Origin of the sequence: Streptomyces sp. NPDC019890 (assembly GCF_044903445.1) — a bacterium.
Classification (GTDB): Bacteria; Actinomycetota; Actinomycetes; order Streptomycetales; family Streptomycetaceae; genus Streptomyces.
Window position 1 is genome coordinate 17,603 of record NZ_JBJDQK010000012.1, and the last position, 17,060, is coordinate 34,662.

Annotated in this window: 14 protein-coding genes; 13 read left to right on the forward strand and 1 reads right to left on the reverse strand. The window is 70.4% G+C overall.

The window, feature by feature from the left end; all coding sequences use genetic code 11:
* Positions 1-45 precede the first annotated feature (45 nt).
* Entirely contained in the window at positions 46-1,848 is a 1,803-nt protein-coding gene (locus ACI2LP_RS27830; protein WP_404727408.1) for a glycoside hydrolase family 15 protein, read from the reverse strand.
* 418 nt (positions 1,849-2,266) lie between these two features.
* On the opposite strand from ACI2LP_RS27830, the gene ACI2LP_RS27835 reads away from it, so the two are divergent.
* The 13 genes from ACI2LP_RS27835 to ACI2LP_RS27895 all read left to right on the forward strand — a co-directional run bounded on the left by ACI2LP_RS27835 (position 2,267) and on the right by ACI2LP_RS27895 (position 17,042).
* Positions 2,267-3,922, forward strand: coding sequence for a CTP synthase (locus tag ACI2LP_RS27835; RefSeq protein WP_404727267.1), 1,656 nt, complete (start codon positions 2,267-2,269; stop codon positions 3,920-3,922).
* A gap of 81 nt (positions 3,923-4,003) precedes the next feature.
* The gene (locus ACI2LP_RS27840; RefSeq protein WP_404727268.1) at positions 4,004-4,630 is read left to right on the forward strand and encodes an NUDIX domain-containing protein; all 627 of its coding nucleotides are present in this window, start codon (positions 4,004-4,006) and stop codon (positions 4,628-4,630) included.
* A gap of 172 nt (positions 4,631-4,802) precedes the next feature.
* Positions 4,803-6,824, forward strand: coding sequence for a tetratricopeptide repeat protein (locus ACI2LP_RS27845; RefSeq protein WP_404727269.1), 2,022 nt, complete (start codon positions 4,803-4,805; stop codon positions 6,822-6,824).
* 143 nt (positions 6,825-6,967) lie between these two features.
* Positions 6,968-8,083, forward strand: a complete 1,116-nt coding sequence (ald, locus tag ACI2LP_RS27850; RefSeq protein WP_404727409.1) for an alanine dehydrogenase — start codon at positions 6,968-6,970, stop codon at positions 8,081-8,083.
* Between the two features lie 379 nt (positions 8,084-8,462).
* Positions 8,463-9,608 (forward strand): ParA family protein, encoded by a 1,146-nt coding sequence (locus ACI2LP_RS27855; protein WP_404727270.1) that lies wholly within the window; start codon positions 8,463-8,465, stop codon positions 9,606-9,608.
* Positions 9,605-10,177 (forward strand): hypothetical protein, encoded by a 573-nt coding sequence (locus ACI2LP_RS27860; protein ID WP_404727410.1) that lies wholly within the window; start codon positions 9,605-9,607, stop codon positions 10,175-10,177. Before ACI2LP_RS27855 ends, ACI2LP_RS27860 begins: the two co-directional genes overlap by 4 nt.
* 564 nt (positions 10,178-10,741) lie before the next feature.
* Positions 10,742-11,710 (forward strand): segregation and condensation protein A, encoded by a 969-nt coding sequence (locus tag ACI2LP_RS27865; RefSeq protein ID WP_404727271.1) that lies wholly within the window; start codon positions 10,742-10,744, stop codon positions 11,708-11,710.
* Complete coding sequence (scpB, locus tag ACI2LP_RS27870) at positions 11,707-12,309, forward strand: SMC-Scp complex subunit ScpB (RefSeq protein ID WP_404727272.1); 603 nt, start codon at positions 11,707-11,709, stop codon at positions 12,307-12,309. The genes ACI2LP_RS27865 and scpB overlap by 4 nt, the downstream gene beginning before the upstream one ends.
* Positions 12,309-13,406 (forward strand): pseudouridine synthase, encoded by a 1,098-nt coding sequence (locus tag ACI2LP_RS27875; protein WP_404727273.1) that lies wholly within the window; start codon positions 12,309-12,311, stop codon positions 13,404-13,406. The genes scpB and ACI2LP_RS27875 overlap by 1 nt, the downstream gene beginning before the upstream one ends.
* A 126-nt stretch (positions 13,407-13,532) precedes the next feature.
* Positions 13,533-14,186, forward strand: a complete 654-nt coding sequence (pnuC, locus tag ACI2LP_RS27880; RefSeq protein WP_404727274.1) for a nicotinamide riboside transporter PnuC — start codon at positions 13,533-13,535, stop codon at positions 14,184-14,186.
* Complete coding sequence (locus tag ACI2LP_RS27885; protein ID WP_404727275.1) at positions 14,183-15,295, forward strand: AAA family ATPase; 1,113 nt, start codon at positions 14,183-14,185, stop codon at positions 15,293-15,295. The genes pnuC and ACI2LP_RS27885 overlap by 4 nt, the downstream gene beginning before the upstream one ends.
* The gene (locus ACI2LP_RS27890; protein ID WP_404727276.1) at positions 15,292-16,014 is read left to right on the forward strand and encodes an NUDIX hydrolase; all 723 of its coding nucleotides are present in this window, start codon (positions 15,292-15,294) and stop codon (positions 16,012-16,014) included. The genes ACI2LP_RS27885 and ACI2LP_RS27890 overlap by 4 nt, the downstream gene beginning before the upstream one ends.
* Complete coding sequence (locus ACI2LP_RS27895) at positions 16,011-17,042, forward strand: ADP-ribosylglycohydrolase family protein (RefSeq protein WP_404727277.1); 1,032 nt, start codon at positions 16,011-16,013, stop codon at positions 17,040-17,042. Before ACI2LP_RS27890 ends, ACI2LP_RS27895 begins: the two co-directional genes overlap by 4 nt.
* Positions 17,043-17,060: the final 18 nt, after the last annotated feature.

The window sequence follows — 17,060 nt, forward strand, 5'->3', positions numbered from 1 at the left end:
TGGAGACACGATCAGTCGAACGGGTCCTGCCGCGCGACGGGCGCGTTAGCCCCCGTACGCCCCCGATGCCGTCAGCCGCAGCGCCGTGTCGATCAGCGGAACGTGGCTGAAGGCCTGCGGGAAGTTCCCCACCTGCCGCTGCAGCTTCGGGTCCCACTCCTCGGCCAGCAGCCCCAGATCGTTGCGGAGCGAGAGCAGCCGCTCGAAGAGTTTCCGCGCCTCGTCGACCCGCCCGATCATCGCCAGGTCGTCCGCGAGCCAGAACGAGCACGCCAGGAACGCGCCCTCGTCGCCCTCAAGACCGTCCACGCCGGCGTCCTCGCCCGCGGTCGGGTAGCGCAGTATGAAACCGTCCTCCGTGGAAAGCTCCCGCTGGATGGCCTCGATGGTGCCGATGACGCGCTTGTCGTCCGGCGGCAGAAAGCCCATCTGCGGAATCAGCAGCAGCGAGGCGTCCAGCTCCTTGGAGCCGTACGACTGCGTGAAGGTGTTGCGCTCCTGGTCGTACCCCTTCTCGCAGACATCGCGGTGGATGTCGTCGCGCAGCTCGCGCCACCGCTCGATCGGCCCGTCCGCGTCGCCGGACTCGATCAGCTTGATCGTCCGGTCGACCGCGACCCACGCCATCACCTTGGAGTGCACAAAGTGCCGGCGCGGCCCGCGCACCTCCCAGATGCCCTCGTCCGGCTGGTCCCAGTGCTTCTCGAGATAGCGGATGAGTTTGAGCTGGAGCAGCGCGGCGTAGTCGTTGCGGGCCAGACCCGTCATATGGGCCAGGTGCAGTGCCTCGGTGACCTCGCCGTACACATCCAGCTGGAGCTGGTGAGCGGCGCCGTTGCCCACCCGTACCGGAGAGGAGTTCTCATAGCCCGGCAGCCAGTCCAACTCGGCCTCGCCCAGCTCGCGTTCGCCCGCGATCCCGTACATGATCTGCAGGTTCTCCGGGTCGCCCGCGACGGCGCGCAGCAGCCACTCGCGCCAGGCACGGGCCTCGTCGCGGTAGCCCGTGCGCAGCAGCGACGACAGGGTGATCGCGGCGTCACGCAGCCAGGTGTAGCGGTAGTCCCAGTTCCGTACGCCGCCGACCTCCTCCGGCAGCGAGGTCGTCGGCGCGGCGACGATCCCGCCCGTCGGCGCATAGGTGAGCGCCTTCAGCGTGATCAGCGAGCGGACCACGGCCTCGCGGTAGGGCCCGTGGTACGTACAGTGCTCGACCCACTCCCGCCAGAAGTCCTCTGTCGCCTCCAGCGAGCCCTGCGGGTCCGGCAGTGCGGGCGGCTGGTGGTGCGAGGGCTGCCAGCTGATCGTGAAGGCGATCCGCTCGCCGGGAGCGATCGTGAAGTCGGAGTACGTGGTCAGATTCTTGCCGTACGTCTCCGCCGAGGTGTCCAGCCAAACCGAGTCGGGTCCGGCGACGGCGACCGTGCGCCCGTCGACCTTGTGCACCCAGGGCACCACACGTCCGTAGCTGAAGCGCATGCGCAGCGCCGAGCGCATCGGCACGCGACCGCTCACGCCCTCGACGATCCGGATCAGCTGGGGAGCGCCGTCACGCGGCGGCATGAAATCCGTCACACGGACCGTGCCGCGCGGCGTGTCCCACTCCGATTCGAGGATCAGCGAGTCCCCGCGGTAGCGGCGGCGGGCGGCCTTCGGCGGCCCGGCTTCGGCGGAATGCGCCGGTCCCAGTCTCCAGAAACCGTGCTCCTCGGTGCCGAGCAGACCGGCAAAGACGGCATGCGAGTCGAAGCGGGGCAGGCACAGCCAGTCGGCCGTGCCGTCCCGGCAGACCAGGGCAGCGGTCTGCATGTCTCCGATGAGTGCGTAATCCTCGATGCGCCCGGCCACGTGCATCTCCAGTCGAACGGCCACGTCCGCCCCGTGGGGCGCTTACTGCGGTCAAGGGTCGTTGACGAGCACGGTATTCCGGGTTGACGGGCGGGGATGTTGCCGTTACGCCGGCCTGGCTCGGCAGCGAGTGTCCGAGCAGGATACGACGCACCCTAATGATCTGCGCAGGGGTCTCGGCAACGCGACTGAGCCGCATGGGTGAGCGGGGGGTGAGTACCCGGTGAATGGCTTGCCAAGCGTGCATGCGTGGCCGGAAGCAGTCACCCGCTGTCGCTGATACCCTGGTACCCCGTGGACCGGTGGCCGTCCTGTGTTTGTCAGGGGCCCCGAAACCGCAGCGACGGCACCCCCCGGAAGGCTTGGGAAGGACGCCGTGCACACTTCACCTCGCGACCACGGGAGCCCCCTCTTGGCGATGCCGCCCAAATCCATGACGACCAAGCACATCTTCGTCACCGGGGGTGTCGCCTCCTCCCTCGGCAAGGGCCTCACGGCCTCCAGCCTGGGCGCGCTGCTCAAGGCGCGTGGCCTGCGGGTCACGATGCAGAAGCTCGACCCGTATCTGAACGTCGACCCGGGCACGATGAACCCGTTCCAGCACGGCGAGGTGTTCGTCACCAACGACGGTGCCGAGACCGACCTGGACATCGGCCACTACGAGCGCTTCCTCGACGTGGACCTCGACGGCTCGGCCAACGTCACCACGGGCCAGGTCTACTCCACGGTCATCGCGAAGGAGCGGCGCGGCGAGTACCTGGGCGACACCGTCCAGGTCATCCCGCACATCACCAACGAGATCAAGCACCGCATCCGGCGCATGGCCACCGACGACGTCGACGTCGTGATCACCGAGGTCGGCGGCACGGTCGGTGACATCGAGTCGCTGCCGTTCCTGGAGACCGTGCGCCAGGTCCGTCACGAGGTCGGCCGCGACAACGTCTTTGTCGTTCACATCTCCTTGCTCCCATACATCGGCCCGTCCGGCGAGCTGAAGACCAAGCCGACGCAGCACTCGGTCGCGGCGCTGCGCAACATCGGTATTCAGCCGGACGCGATCGTGCTGCGCGCCGACCGCGAGGTGCCGACCGCGATCAAGCGCAAGATCTCGCTGATGTGCGACGTCGACGAGGCGGCCGTGGTCGCGGCCATCGACGCCAAGTCGATCTACGACATCCCCAAGGTGCTGCACACCGAGGGCCTGGACGCCTATGTCGTACGCAAGCTGGACCTGCCGTTCCGCGATGTCGACTGGACCACGTGGGACGACCTGCTCGACCGTGTCCACAACCCTGACCACGAGGTCACCGTCGCGCTGGTCGGCAAGTACATCGACCTGCCCGACGCCTATCTCTCGGTGACCGAGGCGCTGCGCGCCGGCGGCTTCGCGAACAAGGCCCGCGTCAAGGTCAAGTGGGTCACCTCCGACGACTGCAAGACCCCGGCGGACGCCGCCAGGCAGCTCGGCGACGTCGACGGGATCCTCATCCCCGGCGGCTTCGGCGACCGCGGTGTGACCGGCAAGGTCGGCGCGATCACCTACGCCCGGGAGAACAAGATCCCGCTGCTCGGTCTCTGCCTGGGCCTGCAGTGCATCGTGATCGAGGCCGCACGCAACCTCGCCGAGATCCCCGAGGCGAACTCCACCGAGTTCGACGCCGCCACCGCCCACCCGGTGATCTCCACCATGGAGGAGCAGCTGGCGTATGTGGAGGGCGCGGGCGACCTCGGCGGAACGATGCGCCTGGGTCTGTACCCGGCGAAGCTCGCCGAGGGCTCGATCGTCCGCGAGGTCTACGCCGACCAGCCGTACGTCGAGGAGCGCCACCGCCACCGCTACGAGGTGAACAACGCCTACCGCGCGGAGCTCGAGAAGAAGGCGGGCATCGTCTTCTCGGGAACCAGCCCGGACAACAAGCTCGTCGAGTACGTCGAGTACCCGCGCGAGGTGCACCCCTACCTGGTCGCCACCCAGGCGCACCCGGAGCTGCGCTCCCGCCCCACCCGTCCGCACCCGCTCTTCGCCGGCCTGGTGAAGGCGGCCGTGCAGCGGCAGCAGCAGGCGGGCAAGTAGCCGGCAGGCGATACGGTTGACCGGGGTATGGGCCTTGCGAGGCCCGTGCCCCGGTTTTCTTTGCTCTTGGGAGGACGTTTCATGGCCATCAAGGACACGCCCGAGGAGTGGCAGGTCACCGCGACCGCGACGCCGTTCCGGGGCAACAAGACGAGTGTCCGCACCGATGATGTGGTCATGCCCGACGGCAGGGTGGCCCGGCGCGACTACCAGGTCCACCCCGGCTCGGTCGCCGTGCTCGCCCTCGACGACGAGGGCCGCGTCCTCGTGCTCCGCCAGTACCGCCACCCCGTGCGCCACAAGCTCTGGGAGATCCCGGCCGGCCTGCTCGACGTGCCCGGAGAGAACCCGCTGCCCGCCGCGCAGCGCGAGCTCTACGAGGAGGCGCACGTCAAGGCCGAGGACTGGCGGGTGCTGGTCGACGTCTACACCACGCCGGGCGGCTGCGACGAGGCCGTACGGATCTTCCTCGCCCGCGATCTGTCGGAGGCCGAGGGGGAGCGCTTCGAGGTCTCCGAGGAGGAGGCCGACATGGAGCTCGCGCGCGTTTCGCTCGATGAGCTGGTACGGGGTGCGCTCGCCGGAGATCTGCACAACAACTGCCTCGTCGTGGGCGCCCTCGCGGCCACCGCCGCACTCGCGGGCGACGGCCTGGACGCGCTGCGGCCGGCCGAGGCGCCCTGGCCGGCCCGTCCCTTCGACGCCTGACCCTCAGCTTCACGGCACGGCGGCCGGCCGGTCCGAAGATCTGCTGATCCGATCGGGGGACGCTTCCGGCACGCTCCGCACGGATCGTTGCAGAGCGTGAACTACGCTCGGAACGCCCGCGCGGAGTCCCTGCGGGCTCGGCTCGTGCGCGGACTGGACGGGAGCGTGGCCCGTGGCGGATCAGGCAGTGGACGGGGACGGCCGGGCCCCGGCGTTTCGGGACCAATTCTTCGGACGGCAGCGGGAGTTGAAGTCCCTGCGGGCCGACATCGAACGGGCCGGGCTGGACACTCTCGCGGGACGCAAGGCGCCCCGCGCCCGGGTACTGCTGATCGCGGGGCGGCCCGGATCGGGGCGCACCGCCCTCGCCGAGGTACTGGCGGGCCGGCTCTCCGGCGAATATCCGGACGGAGTGCTGCGCGCCCGGCTGACCGAGCCGGGCGGACGGCGGGTCCCCACCGAGGAGACCGCCCGCGAACTGCTGGACGCCCTCGGCATCGCAGCGCCGCCCGGCGAGGGCGAGGACGAGCTGACCGAGAGGGTGCGCGAGGCGCTCGCCGTACGCCGGATGCTGCTGCTCCTCGACGACGCCCGGGACGCCGAACAGGTCGACCCGCTGTTGCCGGACAACCCCGACTGCCTGGCCGTGGCCGTCGCCGAGGGCCCGCTGACCGGTATCCCCGATGTACGGCCCTGCACGCTGGGCGGGATGGACGCCAAGTCCGCGATCGAACTGCTCGGCACCTTCGCCGGATCGGTGCGGATCACCGTGGACCCGCAGGCCGCCGAGACCATCGCCGAGGAGTGCGGCGGACAGCCCGCCGCCCTGGTCCTGGTCGGCGGCTGGCTCGCGGCCCGGCCCAAGGCGTCGGTCGCCGATGCGGCCAAGCGGCTGCGCGCGCTGCCGGACGACGGTGAGCAGCCCAGCAGCGCCAGGCCGCTGGCCCGGGCCTTCCGGCTGGTGTACGAGTCCCTGCCGCAGCAGTCCGCCCGGATACTGCGACTGCTGGCCCTCGCCCCCGGCGGGCTGGTCGACCTGCACACCGCGTCCGCGCTGGCCGGCTGCTCGGTCGCGGTCGCGCGGGAGGCGCTGGACGAGTTCACGGCCCTCGGTCTGGTGCGCTCCGGCCATGATCACTACGAGGTCCCGGCCTGCCTCGCACCACTGCTGCGGGCCCTGATGGAGACGCAGGACCGTCCGGCCGAGGTGCAGCTGGCCAGGGCGCGGATGCTGGAGCGGGCCGTACGACAGCTGCAGTCCTGCCGCGCCGTCACCGAGCCGGACGGCTCCCCTGCCCGCAAGAAGCTGGCCGGGCTGCCGCGAGCGCTGCGGTTCGCCGGCCCGCAGGCTGCCGCCGAGTGGCTGTGTGTGCGGCAGCCGGCGCTGCTGGCAGCCGCCCGCCTCGCCGTGGCGGACGGCGATCTGGACACCCTGGCCCGACGGCTGATCGCCGCGCTGGTCAAGGCACTGGTCGCGCACCGCGGCACGGAGGCGGCGGCCCCCGAGCTCTATGGGCTGCACCAGCTGGTGCTCGGCGTGGCCGAGCGCCGGGGGCTGCACCGCGAACAGGCCGCGGCACTGCTCAATCTCGCCGATCTGGACGCCCGGACCGGCCGTAACGAGGATGCGCTGGCCCGCTACCGGGCGGCGCTGGACGCCGGGCGGGCCGCGAACGATCCGTACGCGACGGGCCGCGCGATGGAATCCGTAGGCGGTGCCTACCAGGAGCTGGGGGACTGGCAGCGGGCCGCCGACTGGTACGGGCGGGCGCTCGCCCTGCGCCAGGCGCGCGGCGAGCGGGCGGACGAGGCACGGCTGTACGGGCGGCTGGGCGCCGCGCACACCTACGCGGGCCGGTACGGCGAGGCTCTGCGCAGCTGGCGGGCGGCGGTGGCCGGCTACCGCAGAATCGGCGATCTCCCGTCCCAGGCACGAGCCTTGAGCGAGGCGGCTCGGGTACAGGAGTACGCGGGCCGACCGGAGGATTCCTTGCACACCTGCCAGGAGGCGGTGGAGTGGGCGCGGCGGGCCGGGGACGTGCGGCTGCAGGCCGCGCTGCAGCTCAGGCTGGCCGACACCCTCGACCGGCTGGGTGACCCGGCGGCCGCGCGGATGCACCGCGCCACCGCGGAAAGACTTCTCGGAGAGGAGGGTTCCACCTACGAAATCCGTAGTGCATCGGCGAAAGATTAATGCTTTGTAAGGCTAGACAGCGCGAAGTCCTTCATTAGACTGGCTCTGCCACGTGTTCTCGTGGTGTCATCCGGTGCGCCGCGCGTATCCGGGTATGTATGGAAATGCCCCCTGTATCCCCTGAGCCAAGGACCGTGATCGACGTGAAGGTCGGCATCCCCCGCGAGGTCAAGAACAACGAGTTCCGGGTGGCGATCACCCCTGCCGGTGTGCACGAGCTCGTGCGCCACGGCCACCAGGTCTTCATCGAGCAGAACGCCGGTGTCGGCTCCTCGATCAGGGATGAAGAGTTCATCGCCGCCGGGGCGCAGATCCTGCCCACCGCCGACGAGGTGTGGGCCACCGCCGACCTGCTGCTGAAGGTCAAGGAGCCCATCGCCGAGGAGTACCACCGCCTCCGCAAGGACCAGACGCTCTTCACCTACCTGCACCTCGCCGCCTCCCGCGAGTGCACGGACGCGCTGCTGGAGTCCGGCACCACCGCCATCGCGTACGAGACGGTGGAGACCGCGAACCGCGCGCTGCCGCTGCTCGCCCCGATGTCCGAGGTCGCGGGCCGGCTGGCCCCGCAGGTCGGCGCCTACCACCTGATGCGTTCGGTCGGGGGCCGCGGTGTGCTGCCGGGCGGTGTCCCGGGCACGGCGGCCGGCGAGGCTGTCGTCATCGGCGGCGGCGTCTCCGGCTGGAACGCCACGCAGATCGCCGTCGGCATGGGCTTCCACGTCACGCTGCTCGACAAGGACATCAACAAGCTGCGAGAGGCCGACAAGGTCTTCGGCACCAAGGTGAAGACGATCGTCTCCAACGCCTACGAGCTGGAGAAGGCCGTCGTCGAGGCGGACCTCGTCATCGGTGCGGTTCTCATCCCGGGTGCCAAGGCCCCGAAACTGGTCACCAACGAGCTCGTCGCCAAGATGAAGCCCGGAAGTGTACTTGTCGACATTGCAATCGACCAGGGTGGCTGCTTCGAGGACTCGCGTCCGACCACCCACGCCGAGCCGACGTTCATGGTCCACAACTCTGTCTTCTACTGCGTCGCCAACATGCCCGGTGCGGTGCCCAACACCTCCACCTACGCGCTCACCAACGCGACGCTGCCGTACATCGTGGAGCTCGCCAACCGCGGCTGGGTCGAGGCGCTGCGCCGCGACCCCGCGCTCGCCAAGGGCCTCAACACCCATGACGGCCAGGTCGTTTACGGTCCGGTCGCCGAGGCGCACGGCCTGCAGAGCGTCGAACTGAGCTCTCTCCTCGGCTGACGGTCAACGCGCAGCGTCAACATCACCCGCACGGCCGGACCTTGTAGCGCAAGGTCCGGCCGCACGTATATCCGACCGCTTTGCGCCGCTCGATCAACTCGCCTCGAACGTAACCCTTTAACCGTTTCGCCCGCCCTCGAAACCGGAGTGCCAGGTCACGCCGGGACCCCTGAGCACCCTTGACAGAAAGGTGTTCGGTTGCCGACACATCGGGCCGGGTCCGGTGGATTGTGTTGCTGCGGACCGGTGACACGCCATAGAGTCGCCAACCGTCGGCATGATGCCACGCTGACCTATCGATAAAGCCCTGGTCACGTCCAAGGAGGTAAGACGACTTGTGAATGAGTCGACATTTTCTCCCGGGGGTGGTCAACCAGGAATGCCTGCGCGGGGCCAGGTCCCGTCAAGGGAACAGCCCGGGCGCGAGGCTGTCGGCTCCGTCGCTGTCCGAACCTTCGAGACGCACCAGCACACGACGCACATGACGTCAGCCCACACGATGAAGATGATGGACGGCCAACACGTGAACGCCATGGCCGGCAACGAGAGTGGCCGAGAGTCCACCCACTTCGCCGCCTACGAGGAAGTCCCCGAAGGGCACTTCTACGACCCCGATGCCGAGTACGAGCCCGATCCCGAGTACGCAGCCACCCTCGCCCCTGACGCCGCGCGTCAGCGCCGCGAGCGGATCGGCCCCACCGGGCGGCCGCTGCCGTACTTCCCGATCCCGGGCCCGCTGACCTCTCACGGTCCCGCGAAGATCATCGCGATGTGCAACCAGAAGGGCGGCGTCGGCAAGACGACGTCGACCATCAACCTGGGCGCCGCGCTCGCCGAGTACGGACGGCGTGTGCTGCTCGTCGACTTCGACCCGCAGGGAGCCCTGTCGGTCGGCCTCGGCGTCAACCCGATGGAGCTGGACCTCACCGTCTACAACCTGCTCATGGAGCGGGGCATGTCGGCGGACGAGGTGCTGCTGAAGACCGCCGTGCCCAATATGGACCTGCTGCCGAGCAATATCGATCTCTCGGCCGCGGAAGTGCAGTTGGTGAGCGAGGTCGCGCGCGAGTCGACGCTGCAGCGTGCGCTGAAGCCGCTGCTGTCCGACTACGACTACGTCGTGATCGACTGTCAGCCCTCGCTGGGTCTGCTCACGGTGAACGCGCTGACCGCCGCGCACAAGGTGATCGTGCCGCTCGAGTGCGAGTTCTTCGCGCTGCGCGGTGTCGCACTGCTGACGGAGACCATCGAGAAGGTCCAGGAGCGGCTCAACCCCGACCTGGAGCTCGACGGCATCCTCGCCACGATGTACGACTCCCGTACGGTGCACAGCCGCGAGGTGCTGGCGCGGGTGGTCGAGGCCTTCGACGATCACGTCTACCACACGGTGATCGGGCGGACGGTGCGCTTCCCGGAGACGACGGTCGCCGGTGAGCCGATCACCACGTACGCATCGAACTCGGTCGGCGCCGCCGCGTACCGTCAGCTCGCCAGGGAGGTGCTCGCCCGGTGTCACGCCGAGTGAGTCTGCCCGGGGCCGACGAGCTGTTCCGTACGACCGGGGGCATGGCACTGCAGGCTTCCTCTCCTGCGTCCCAGCGCCGCAAGGCGAACGGCGAGCCGCGGGTGCCTGCGCCGGCGGGGGAGAGCGATCCGGTGGGGGAGGCGGCGGCCGAGCCGTCGCCGGCCCCCTCTTCGGAGGAGCACTCCGCTGCGGAGCCGGATTCGTCGGCGGAGGGGCGGGCCCGGGAGCCTGAGGGCGCGTCCCCGTCGGGCGGGGCGAAGGGGCGGCGTCCGCAGGATGCGTCCGCTGCTGCGCCTGCTGCCGCGCCGCAGGGCGGGCAGGCGCGTCGCCGGGGGCGTGGTGCGAACCGCCGCCCCAGCGGCCGCGAACGGCACGACGAGAAGATCACCGTCTATGTCTCGGCCGAGGAACTGATGGACCTCGAGCATGCGCGACTGGTGCTGCGCGGCGAGCACGGGCTGGCCGTGGACCGCGGGCGGATCGTGCGCGAAGCGGTGGCGGTGGTACTGGCGGATCTTGAGCAGCGGGGCGACGCGAGCATTCTCGTACGACGTCTGCGCGGGCGCTGACGGTAGCCTGCGCGCTGCCCCTGCTTGCCCCTTCCGCCCTGGACCGCGATGCCCCCGACCGACGAATCCGCCCACCCTCAACCACCGGCCGGGGGAACCCCTCGCTCGCCCCGCCGCTCACTGGGACGCGGCCCGGGCGCGGACCGGGGCGGTGCGGCTTCGCCTGCGTCGGCTGTTCCTGGGTCTGGGGCCGAGGCCGCTGAGGCCGCGGCCGTAGGACCGGCGGCGGCAGCCGAGCCGGCCGGGGCATCGGCCACGGCGGCCGAGCCTGAGGCCGCGGCACAGAACGCGGCCCCCGGCGGCACGACGGGGGGCGAGCCCGGGCAGGGTGAGTTCTCCCCCACCCCGCCCCTTCCCGAGACTGGGGGCGAGCCCCCAGACCCCCGCCAGTCGCTTCGCGACGGCGGCGAAGACGCAGCCTTCGGCGCGGCGGAGGCGCCCGGCGGTCGCCCGGCGGGTGAGGCCGAACGCGAGCCCGAGGCGTCGGCCCTCGGCCCGGCGGCAGTAGCCGAGCCGGCCGGGGCATCGGTCACGGCGGCCGAGCCTGAGACGGCCGCCCAGGACGTGGCAGTCGGCCCCGCGGCGGGCGCCGTCGCCGAGTACGCGGCGGGCGAGCCCCCAGACCCCCGCGGCGACCAAGACGCAGCCTCCGGCGCGGCGGAGGCGCCCGGTGGGGGCCCGGCGGGCGAGGCCGAGCCTGGCCCCGTTGCCGAGGGCGAGGTCGTCGGCGACGGGCGGTTCAAAGTTCGGCTTGCCAACTTTGAAGGGCCCTTCGACCTGCTGCTGCAGCTCATCGCCAAGCACAAGCTCGATGTGACCGAGGTCGCCCTCTCCAAGGTCACCGATGAATTCATGCAGCACATCCGCGCCATGGGCAACGACTGGGATCTCGATCAGACCACCGAGTTCCTCGTCGTCGCCGCCACCCTGCTCGATCTCAAGGCCGCGCGGCTGCTCCCCTCCGCCGAGGTGGAGGACGAGGCGGACCTCGCGCTGCTCGAAGCCCGGGACCTGCTCTTCGCGCGGCTGCTGCAGTACCGCGCGTACAAGCAGATCGCCGAGATCTTCAGCGCACGGCTGGAGGAAGAGGGCAAGCGGTATCCCCGTACCGTCGGGCTCGAGCCCCAGCACGCCGAGCTGCTGCCCGAGGTCGTCATCAGCATCGGCGCCGAGGGCTTCGCCAAGCTTGCCGTCAAGGCCATGCAACCCAAGCCCAAGCCGCAGGTGTACGTGGACCACATCCACGCGCCCCTCGTCAGCGTCCGGGAGCAGGCCGAGGTCGTCGTGGCGCTGTTGCGGGAGCGGGGGCAGGCCACCTTCCGGGAGCTCGTCGAGGGCGCCGGTGACACACTCACCGTTGTCGCCCGCTTCCTCGCCCTCCTGGAGCTCTACCGCGAGAAGGCCGTCGCCCTCGACCAGGAGGACGCCCTGGGCGAGCTCCTGGTCAAGTGGACCGGCGGCGAACAGGGCGCCACCGTCACCGACGAATTCGATCAAGAGGTTCGCGAGAGCCAGGAGGAGGGGAACGAGTGAGTGAGCTCAAGCCCGCGCTCGAAGCGGTCCTCATGGTCGTCGACGAGCCGGCGACCGAGGAGCACCTCGCCAAGGTCCTGGAGCAGCCCCGCCGGGCCGTCGCCGACGCGCTGCGGGAGCTGGCGGACGAGTACACCGTTCAGGGCCGCGGCTTCGAGCTGCGGCTCGTCGCGGGCGGCTGGCGTTTCTACTCGCGCGCCGAGCACGCCGACGCCGTTGAGCGCTTCGTACTCGACGGCCAACAGGCCCGCCTCACCCAAGCCGCCCTGGAGACCCTCGCGGTGGTCGCCTACCGCCAGCCGGTCAGCCGTTCGCGCGTCTCCGCCGTACGCGGAGTGAACTGTGACGGCGTCATGCGCACCCTCCTCCAGCGCGGTCTGGTCGAGGAGGCGGGCGCGGAACCTGAAACAGGTGCGATCCTGTACAGGACGACGAACTACTTTCTGGAGCGGATGGGCCTGCGTGGCCTGGACGAGCTCCCGGAGCTCGCGCCCTTCCTTCCCGAGGCGGAGGCGATCGAGGCCGAGACGCAAGAGGGTGTGCCGTCGTTCGATCCGGACGCACCGGACACCGACGCAGACGACAAGACGGAATTTTGATGCGAAGCAGCGGCAGGAACAGCGGAAGCGGCAACCGGGACTCCCGGGGAGCCGGCGGGAACCGGGACTCCCGGGGCACCGGCGGCAAGGGGCGCGACGACAAGCAGGGGCAGCGCCCCCGCCGCCCCCGTCCCGAGGAGCGCCGCTATGACGTGGGCGGTTCCGCCGAGGAGGGTGGCCCCCGCAAGGGACGTGGCGCGGCCGCGCGCGGCGGTGCCAAGGGGGGCCCGAAGCCTGCGCAGAAGCCTCAGGGGGCCCGGCGCGGCGCGCCGTCCCGCCCTCGTGAGCTGGACGCCAAGATCGAGCAGCGCAACCGGGACCGGTACGCCGACAAGCCGCAGGTCAAGACGCCCAAGACCTTCCCGGGTGCCGAGCAGGAGGGCGAGCGGCTGCAGAAGGTGCTGGCCAGGGCCGGCATGGGCTCGCGCCGCGCCTGTGAGGAGCTGATCGACCAGGCCCGCGTCGAGGTCAACGGCAAGATCGTCGTCGAGCAGGGGCTGCGCGTGGACCCCGACAAGGACGAGATCAAGGTCGACGGGCTCACCGTCGCCACCCAGTCGCATCTCTTCTTCGCGCTGAACAAGCCCGCCGGTGTCGTATCCACGATGGAGGACCCGGACGGCCGCCAGTGCCTCGGCGACTACGTCACCAACCGCGAGACCCGTCTCTTCCACGTCGGCCGGCTCGACACCGAGACCGAGGGCATCATCCTGCTCACCAACCACGGCGAGCTGGCCCACCGGCTGACCCACCCCAAGTACGGCGTGAAGAAGACCTACCTGGCGGCGATCCAGGGCCCGCTCCCGCGTGAGCTGGGCAAGCGGCTCAAGGACGGCATCCAGCTCGACGACGGCTACGCACGTGCCGACCACTTCCGGGTCGTCGAGAACACCGGCAAGAACTATCTCGTCGAAGTGACCCTGCACGAGGGCCGCAAGCACATCGTGCGCCGGATGCTCGCCGAGGCGGGCTTCCCGGTCGACAAGCTCGTACGCACCTCCTTCGGGCCGATCGCGCTCGGCGACCAGAAGTCCGGCTGGCTGCGCCGCCTGACCAACACCGAGGTCGGCATGCTGATGAAGGAAGTCGGCCTGTAGTCACACCACTTCACGCACCACCCCTCTCGCAGAAAGCCCGCGGTCACCTCCGGCCGCGGGCTTCCCGCATCTTGTGGACCGGGCCCGTTCGCCTTTATAGTCAACATGACTATTAAGGAGGCGGGCGTGAGTCTCGCGGACATCCTCGGCCCCATGCAGCAGCCGCTGTTCACCGTTCTCGACACCCCGGTGAGCTGGACCGAGGTCCTCGGCTTCGGCAGCGGCGCGCTCTGCGTCTGGCTCGTCGCCCGTCAGCACATCGCCAACTGGCCGATCGGCATTGCCAACAACCTGTTCTTCATCCTGCTCTTCACCCAGACCGGCCTGTATGCGGACGCAGGCCTGCAAGTCGTCTTCATCGCCCTCGCCGTGTACGGCTGGTGGACCTGGACCCACGGGGGTGGACCAGGTCCCGACGGCCTCCCGGTGCGGCGCACCACGCGCACCGAGTGGACCTGGCTGCTCGCGGCGGGGGTGGTGGGGACCCTCGGACTGACGCTCCTCCTCGACCGCAACACGGACTCGAGCGTCCCCTTCTGGGACGCGCTCACCACCGCCCTGTCGCTGATGGCGACGTACGGGCAGTGCCGCAAGCGCCTCGAGTCCTGGTGGCTGTGGATCGCGGCCGACGTCGTCTACATCCCGCTCTACGCGTACAAGGAGCTGTACCTCACCTCGCTGCTGTACGCCGGTTTCATGACCCTCTGCGTCATCGGGCTGCGCAGCTGGTCGCGCGATCTGGCGGCGGAGCGGCGGGACTTGGCGGCGGTGCGGGCATGAAGCGCTATCGGCACGGGCTGGTCCTCGGCAAGTTCTATCCGCCGCATGCGGGGCACCACCATCTCGTACGGACGGCCAAGGACCGCTGCGAGCGGCTGACCGTCCTGGTCTGCGCCGCCTCGGTGGAGTCGATCCCGCTGCGCGAACGCGTCCGCTGGATGAAGGAGGTCCACCAGGACGCGCGGGTCGTCGGGGCCGTGGACGATGTGCCGGTGGACCTCACCGACCCGGCCGTCTGGGACGCGCACATGGCGATCTTCCGGGAGGCCGTCCCGGACGCTGTGGACGCCGTGTTCACCTCCGAGCCGTACGGGGACGAACTCGCCCGGCGCTTCGGCGCCGAACATGTCTGCGTGGACGCGGACCGCTCGCTCTTCCCGGTCTCCGGGACCGCCGTCCGCAAGGACCCGGTCGGCTGCTGGGACTACCTGGAGCGGCCGGTACGGGCCTGGCTCGCCCGCCGGGTCGTCGTGCTCGGGGCCGAGTCCACCGGCACCACCACCATGGCGCGCGCACTCGCCGAGCACTACCAGCGGCGCGGCGGAGTCTGGTCGAGCACGCAGTGGGTGCCCGAGTGCGGCCGGGACTACAGCGAGGAGAAGCTGGCCGCCCTGCGCGAGAAGTGGCCGGAAAGCCAGTGGGAGGACGTCGAGTTCACCTCCGACGAGTTCCCGGTGATCGCCGAGCGGCAGAACCGCAGGGAGAACCGGGCCGCCGGCAACGGCTCGCCCGTGCTCTTCTGCGACACCGACTCCTTCGCCACCGCCGTCTGGCACGAGCGGTACGTCGGTGGCCGCAATCCGCTGGTGGAGGAGATTGCCGGCCGGGTCACCCACCATCTGTGGCTGCTCACCGACCACGAGGGCGTGGACTTCGAGGACGACGGGCTGCGCGACGGCGAGGAGCTGCGGCCCTGGATGACCGGTCGTTTCAGGGACGAACTCACCCGCACCGGGCGCAGGTTCAGCACGCTCACCGGACCGCACAAGCAGCGGCTCGCCACCGCCGTCGCCGCGGTGGACGCCCTCATCGACGAGGGCTGGGACCTCGCCGATCCTCCCCCTACGCCCTGCGGGCGTGGGGGGACCCCCACTCCGGGGAAACGATGATGGAGGGCTACGACCCGGGCGCCTTCCCGCCCTTCGCGGTCACTGTCGACCTCGCCGTCTTCACGGTCCGTGAAGGACGGCTGCACGTCCTGCTCGTACGGCGCGGGGAAGAGCCCTACAAGGGCGCCTGGGCGCTGCCCGGCGGCTTCGTACGCCCCAGGGAGTCCGCCGGGATCGCCGCGCGCCGCGAACTGGCCGAGGAGACCGGCCTGTCGCAGAAGACCATCGCCGACCTCCATCTGGAGCAGCTGCGGACCTACAGCGACCCCGACCGCGACCCGAGGATGCGGGTCGTGTCCGTCGCGTACACCGCGCTGCTGCCGGATCTGCCGGAGCCGCGCGGCGGCGGGGACGCGGCGCACGCCCAGTGGATGGCGCTGGGCGACGCGCCCGGGCTCGCCTTCGACCACGACCGGATCCTCGCCGACGCGCACGAGCGGATCGGCGCCAAGCTCGAGTACACCTGCCTCGCCACCAGCTTCTGCCCGCCCGAGTTCACGCTCGGCGAGCTCCAGCAGGTGTACGAGACGGTCTGGGGCGTCGAGATCGACCGCCCCAACTTCCGGCGCAAAGTCCTCGCCACGCCCGGCTTCGTCGAGCAGGTCGAGGGCCCGCCGCGCCGCACCGGCGGCCGCGGGAAACCGGCCGCGCTCTATCGGGCGGGGGCCGCTTCGGCCCTGCACCCGCCACTCCTGCGACCGGAAGGACGGCAACCATGACCGCCATCAGGACCACCAGGACCATCACCAAACAAGCGGCCACAGGTTCGCTGATCGGGCTTGCGCTCGGGGACGCACTGGGCTTCCCCACCGAGTTCAACGATGTGCCGCGGATCCTCGCCACCTGCGGGCCGTGGCGGGAGATGGACCTTCCCCGGCCCGCGATCGTCACGGACGACACCCAGATGACGCTCGCCCTGGCGCGCGGCATCCGCACCGCGATGGACCGCGGGCTGCTGGTCGCCTCCCGGCTGACGAGGCCGGTGCGCGAGGAGTTCGTCGACTGGTACCACTCCCCGGAGAACAACCGCGCCCCCGGCCGCACCTGCATGGTCGCCTGCCAGAAACTCGACAGCGACCGGCCCTGGCAGGAGGCCAGCCAGATCGGCTCCAAGGGCTGCGGCGCCAATATGCGGGTCGCGCCCGTGGGGCTCGTACCGGGGCTGAGCGAGGAACAGCGTGCGGGTGCGGCGCAGTTGCAGGCCGCGCTCACCCACGGCCACCCGACGGCGCTCGCGGCGAGCGATCTGACGGCCCGCGCCGTCCACCTGCTCGCGCAGGGCGCGGAGCCGATGGGACTGGTGGGCCAGCTGCGCTCGTACGCGTACGAGAACCGCAGCCGGTACTACGAGCGCTGGCTCGGCAACCTGTGGACCTACTCGCACGACCCGACGCCCGAGGCCTTCATGGCCCGCGGCTGGGACGACTGCCTGCAGACCCTGGAACGGCTCGCGACGGCACTGCGCACGGCCAACCCGGAGACGGACCCGTGCCTGGCCACGGGCGACGGCTGGATCGCCGAGGAGGCACTCGCCACCGCGCTGCTGTGCTTCCTGCTCTTCCCCGAGGAGCCGGTGATGGCGCTGCGCCGGGCCGCCTGCACAAAGGGTGACTCGGATTCCATAGCCTGCCTTGCGGGCGCGTTCGCGGGGGCGCATCTGGGCGCGGGGGCATGGCCCAAGGAGTGGTCGGAGCGGATCGAGTACCGCAGCGATCTGATGTCGCTCGGCGCGCTCTGGGACTCTTGATCCATGACTGACGCACAG

What these genes read in the sequence shown, in the direction of transcription:
- ACI2LP_RS27855 (WP_404727270.1), top strand. Translation starts at nt 8,463, where the DNA reads ATGCCTGCGCGGGGCCAGGTCCCGTCAAGGGAACAGCCCGGGCGCGAG.
- ACI2LP_RS27835 (WP_404727267.1), top strand. Translation starts at nt 2,267, where the DNA reads ATGCCGCCCAAATCCATGACGACCAAGCACATCTTCGTCACCGGGGGT.
- ACI2LP_RS27885 (WP_404727275.1), top strand. Translation starts at nt 14,183, where the DNA reads ATGAAGCGCTATCGGCACGGGCTGGTCCTCGGCAAGTTCTATCCGCCG.
- ACI2LP_RS27890 (WP_404727276.1), top strand. Translation starts at nt 15,292, where the DNA reads ATGATGGAGGGCTACGACCCGGGCGCCTTCCCGCCCTTCGCGGTCACT.
- ACI2LP_RS27895 (WP_404727277.1), top strand. Translation starts at nt 16,011, where the DNA reads ATGACCGCCATCAGGACCACCAGGACCATCACCAAACAAGCGGCCACA.
- ACI2LP_RS27840 (WP_404727268.1), top strand. Translation starts at nt 4,004, where the DNA reads ATGGCCATCAAGGACACGCCCGAGGAGTGGCAGGTCACCGCGACCGCG.
- ACI2LP_RS27875 (WP_404727273.1), top strand. Translation starts at nt 12,309, where the DNA reads ATGCGAAGCAGCGGCAGGAACAGCGGAAGCGGCAACCGGGACTCCCGG.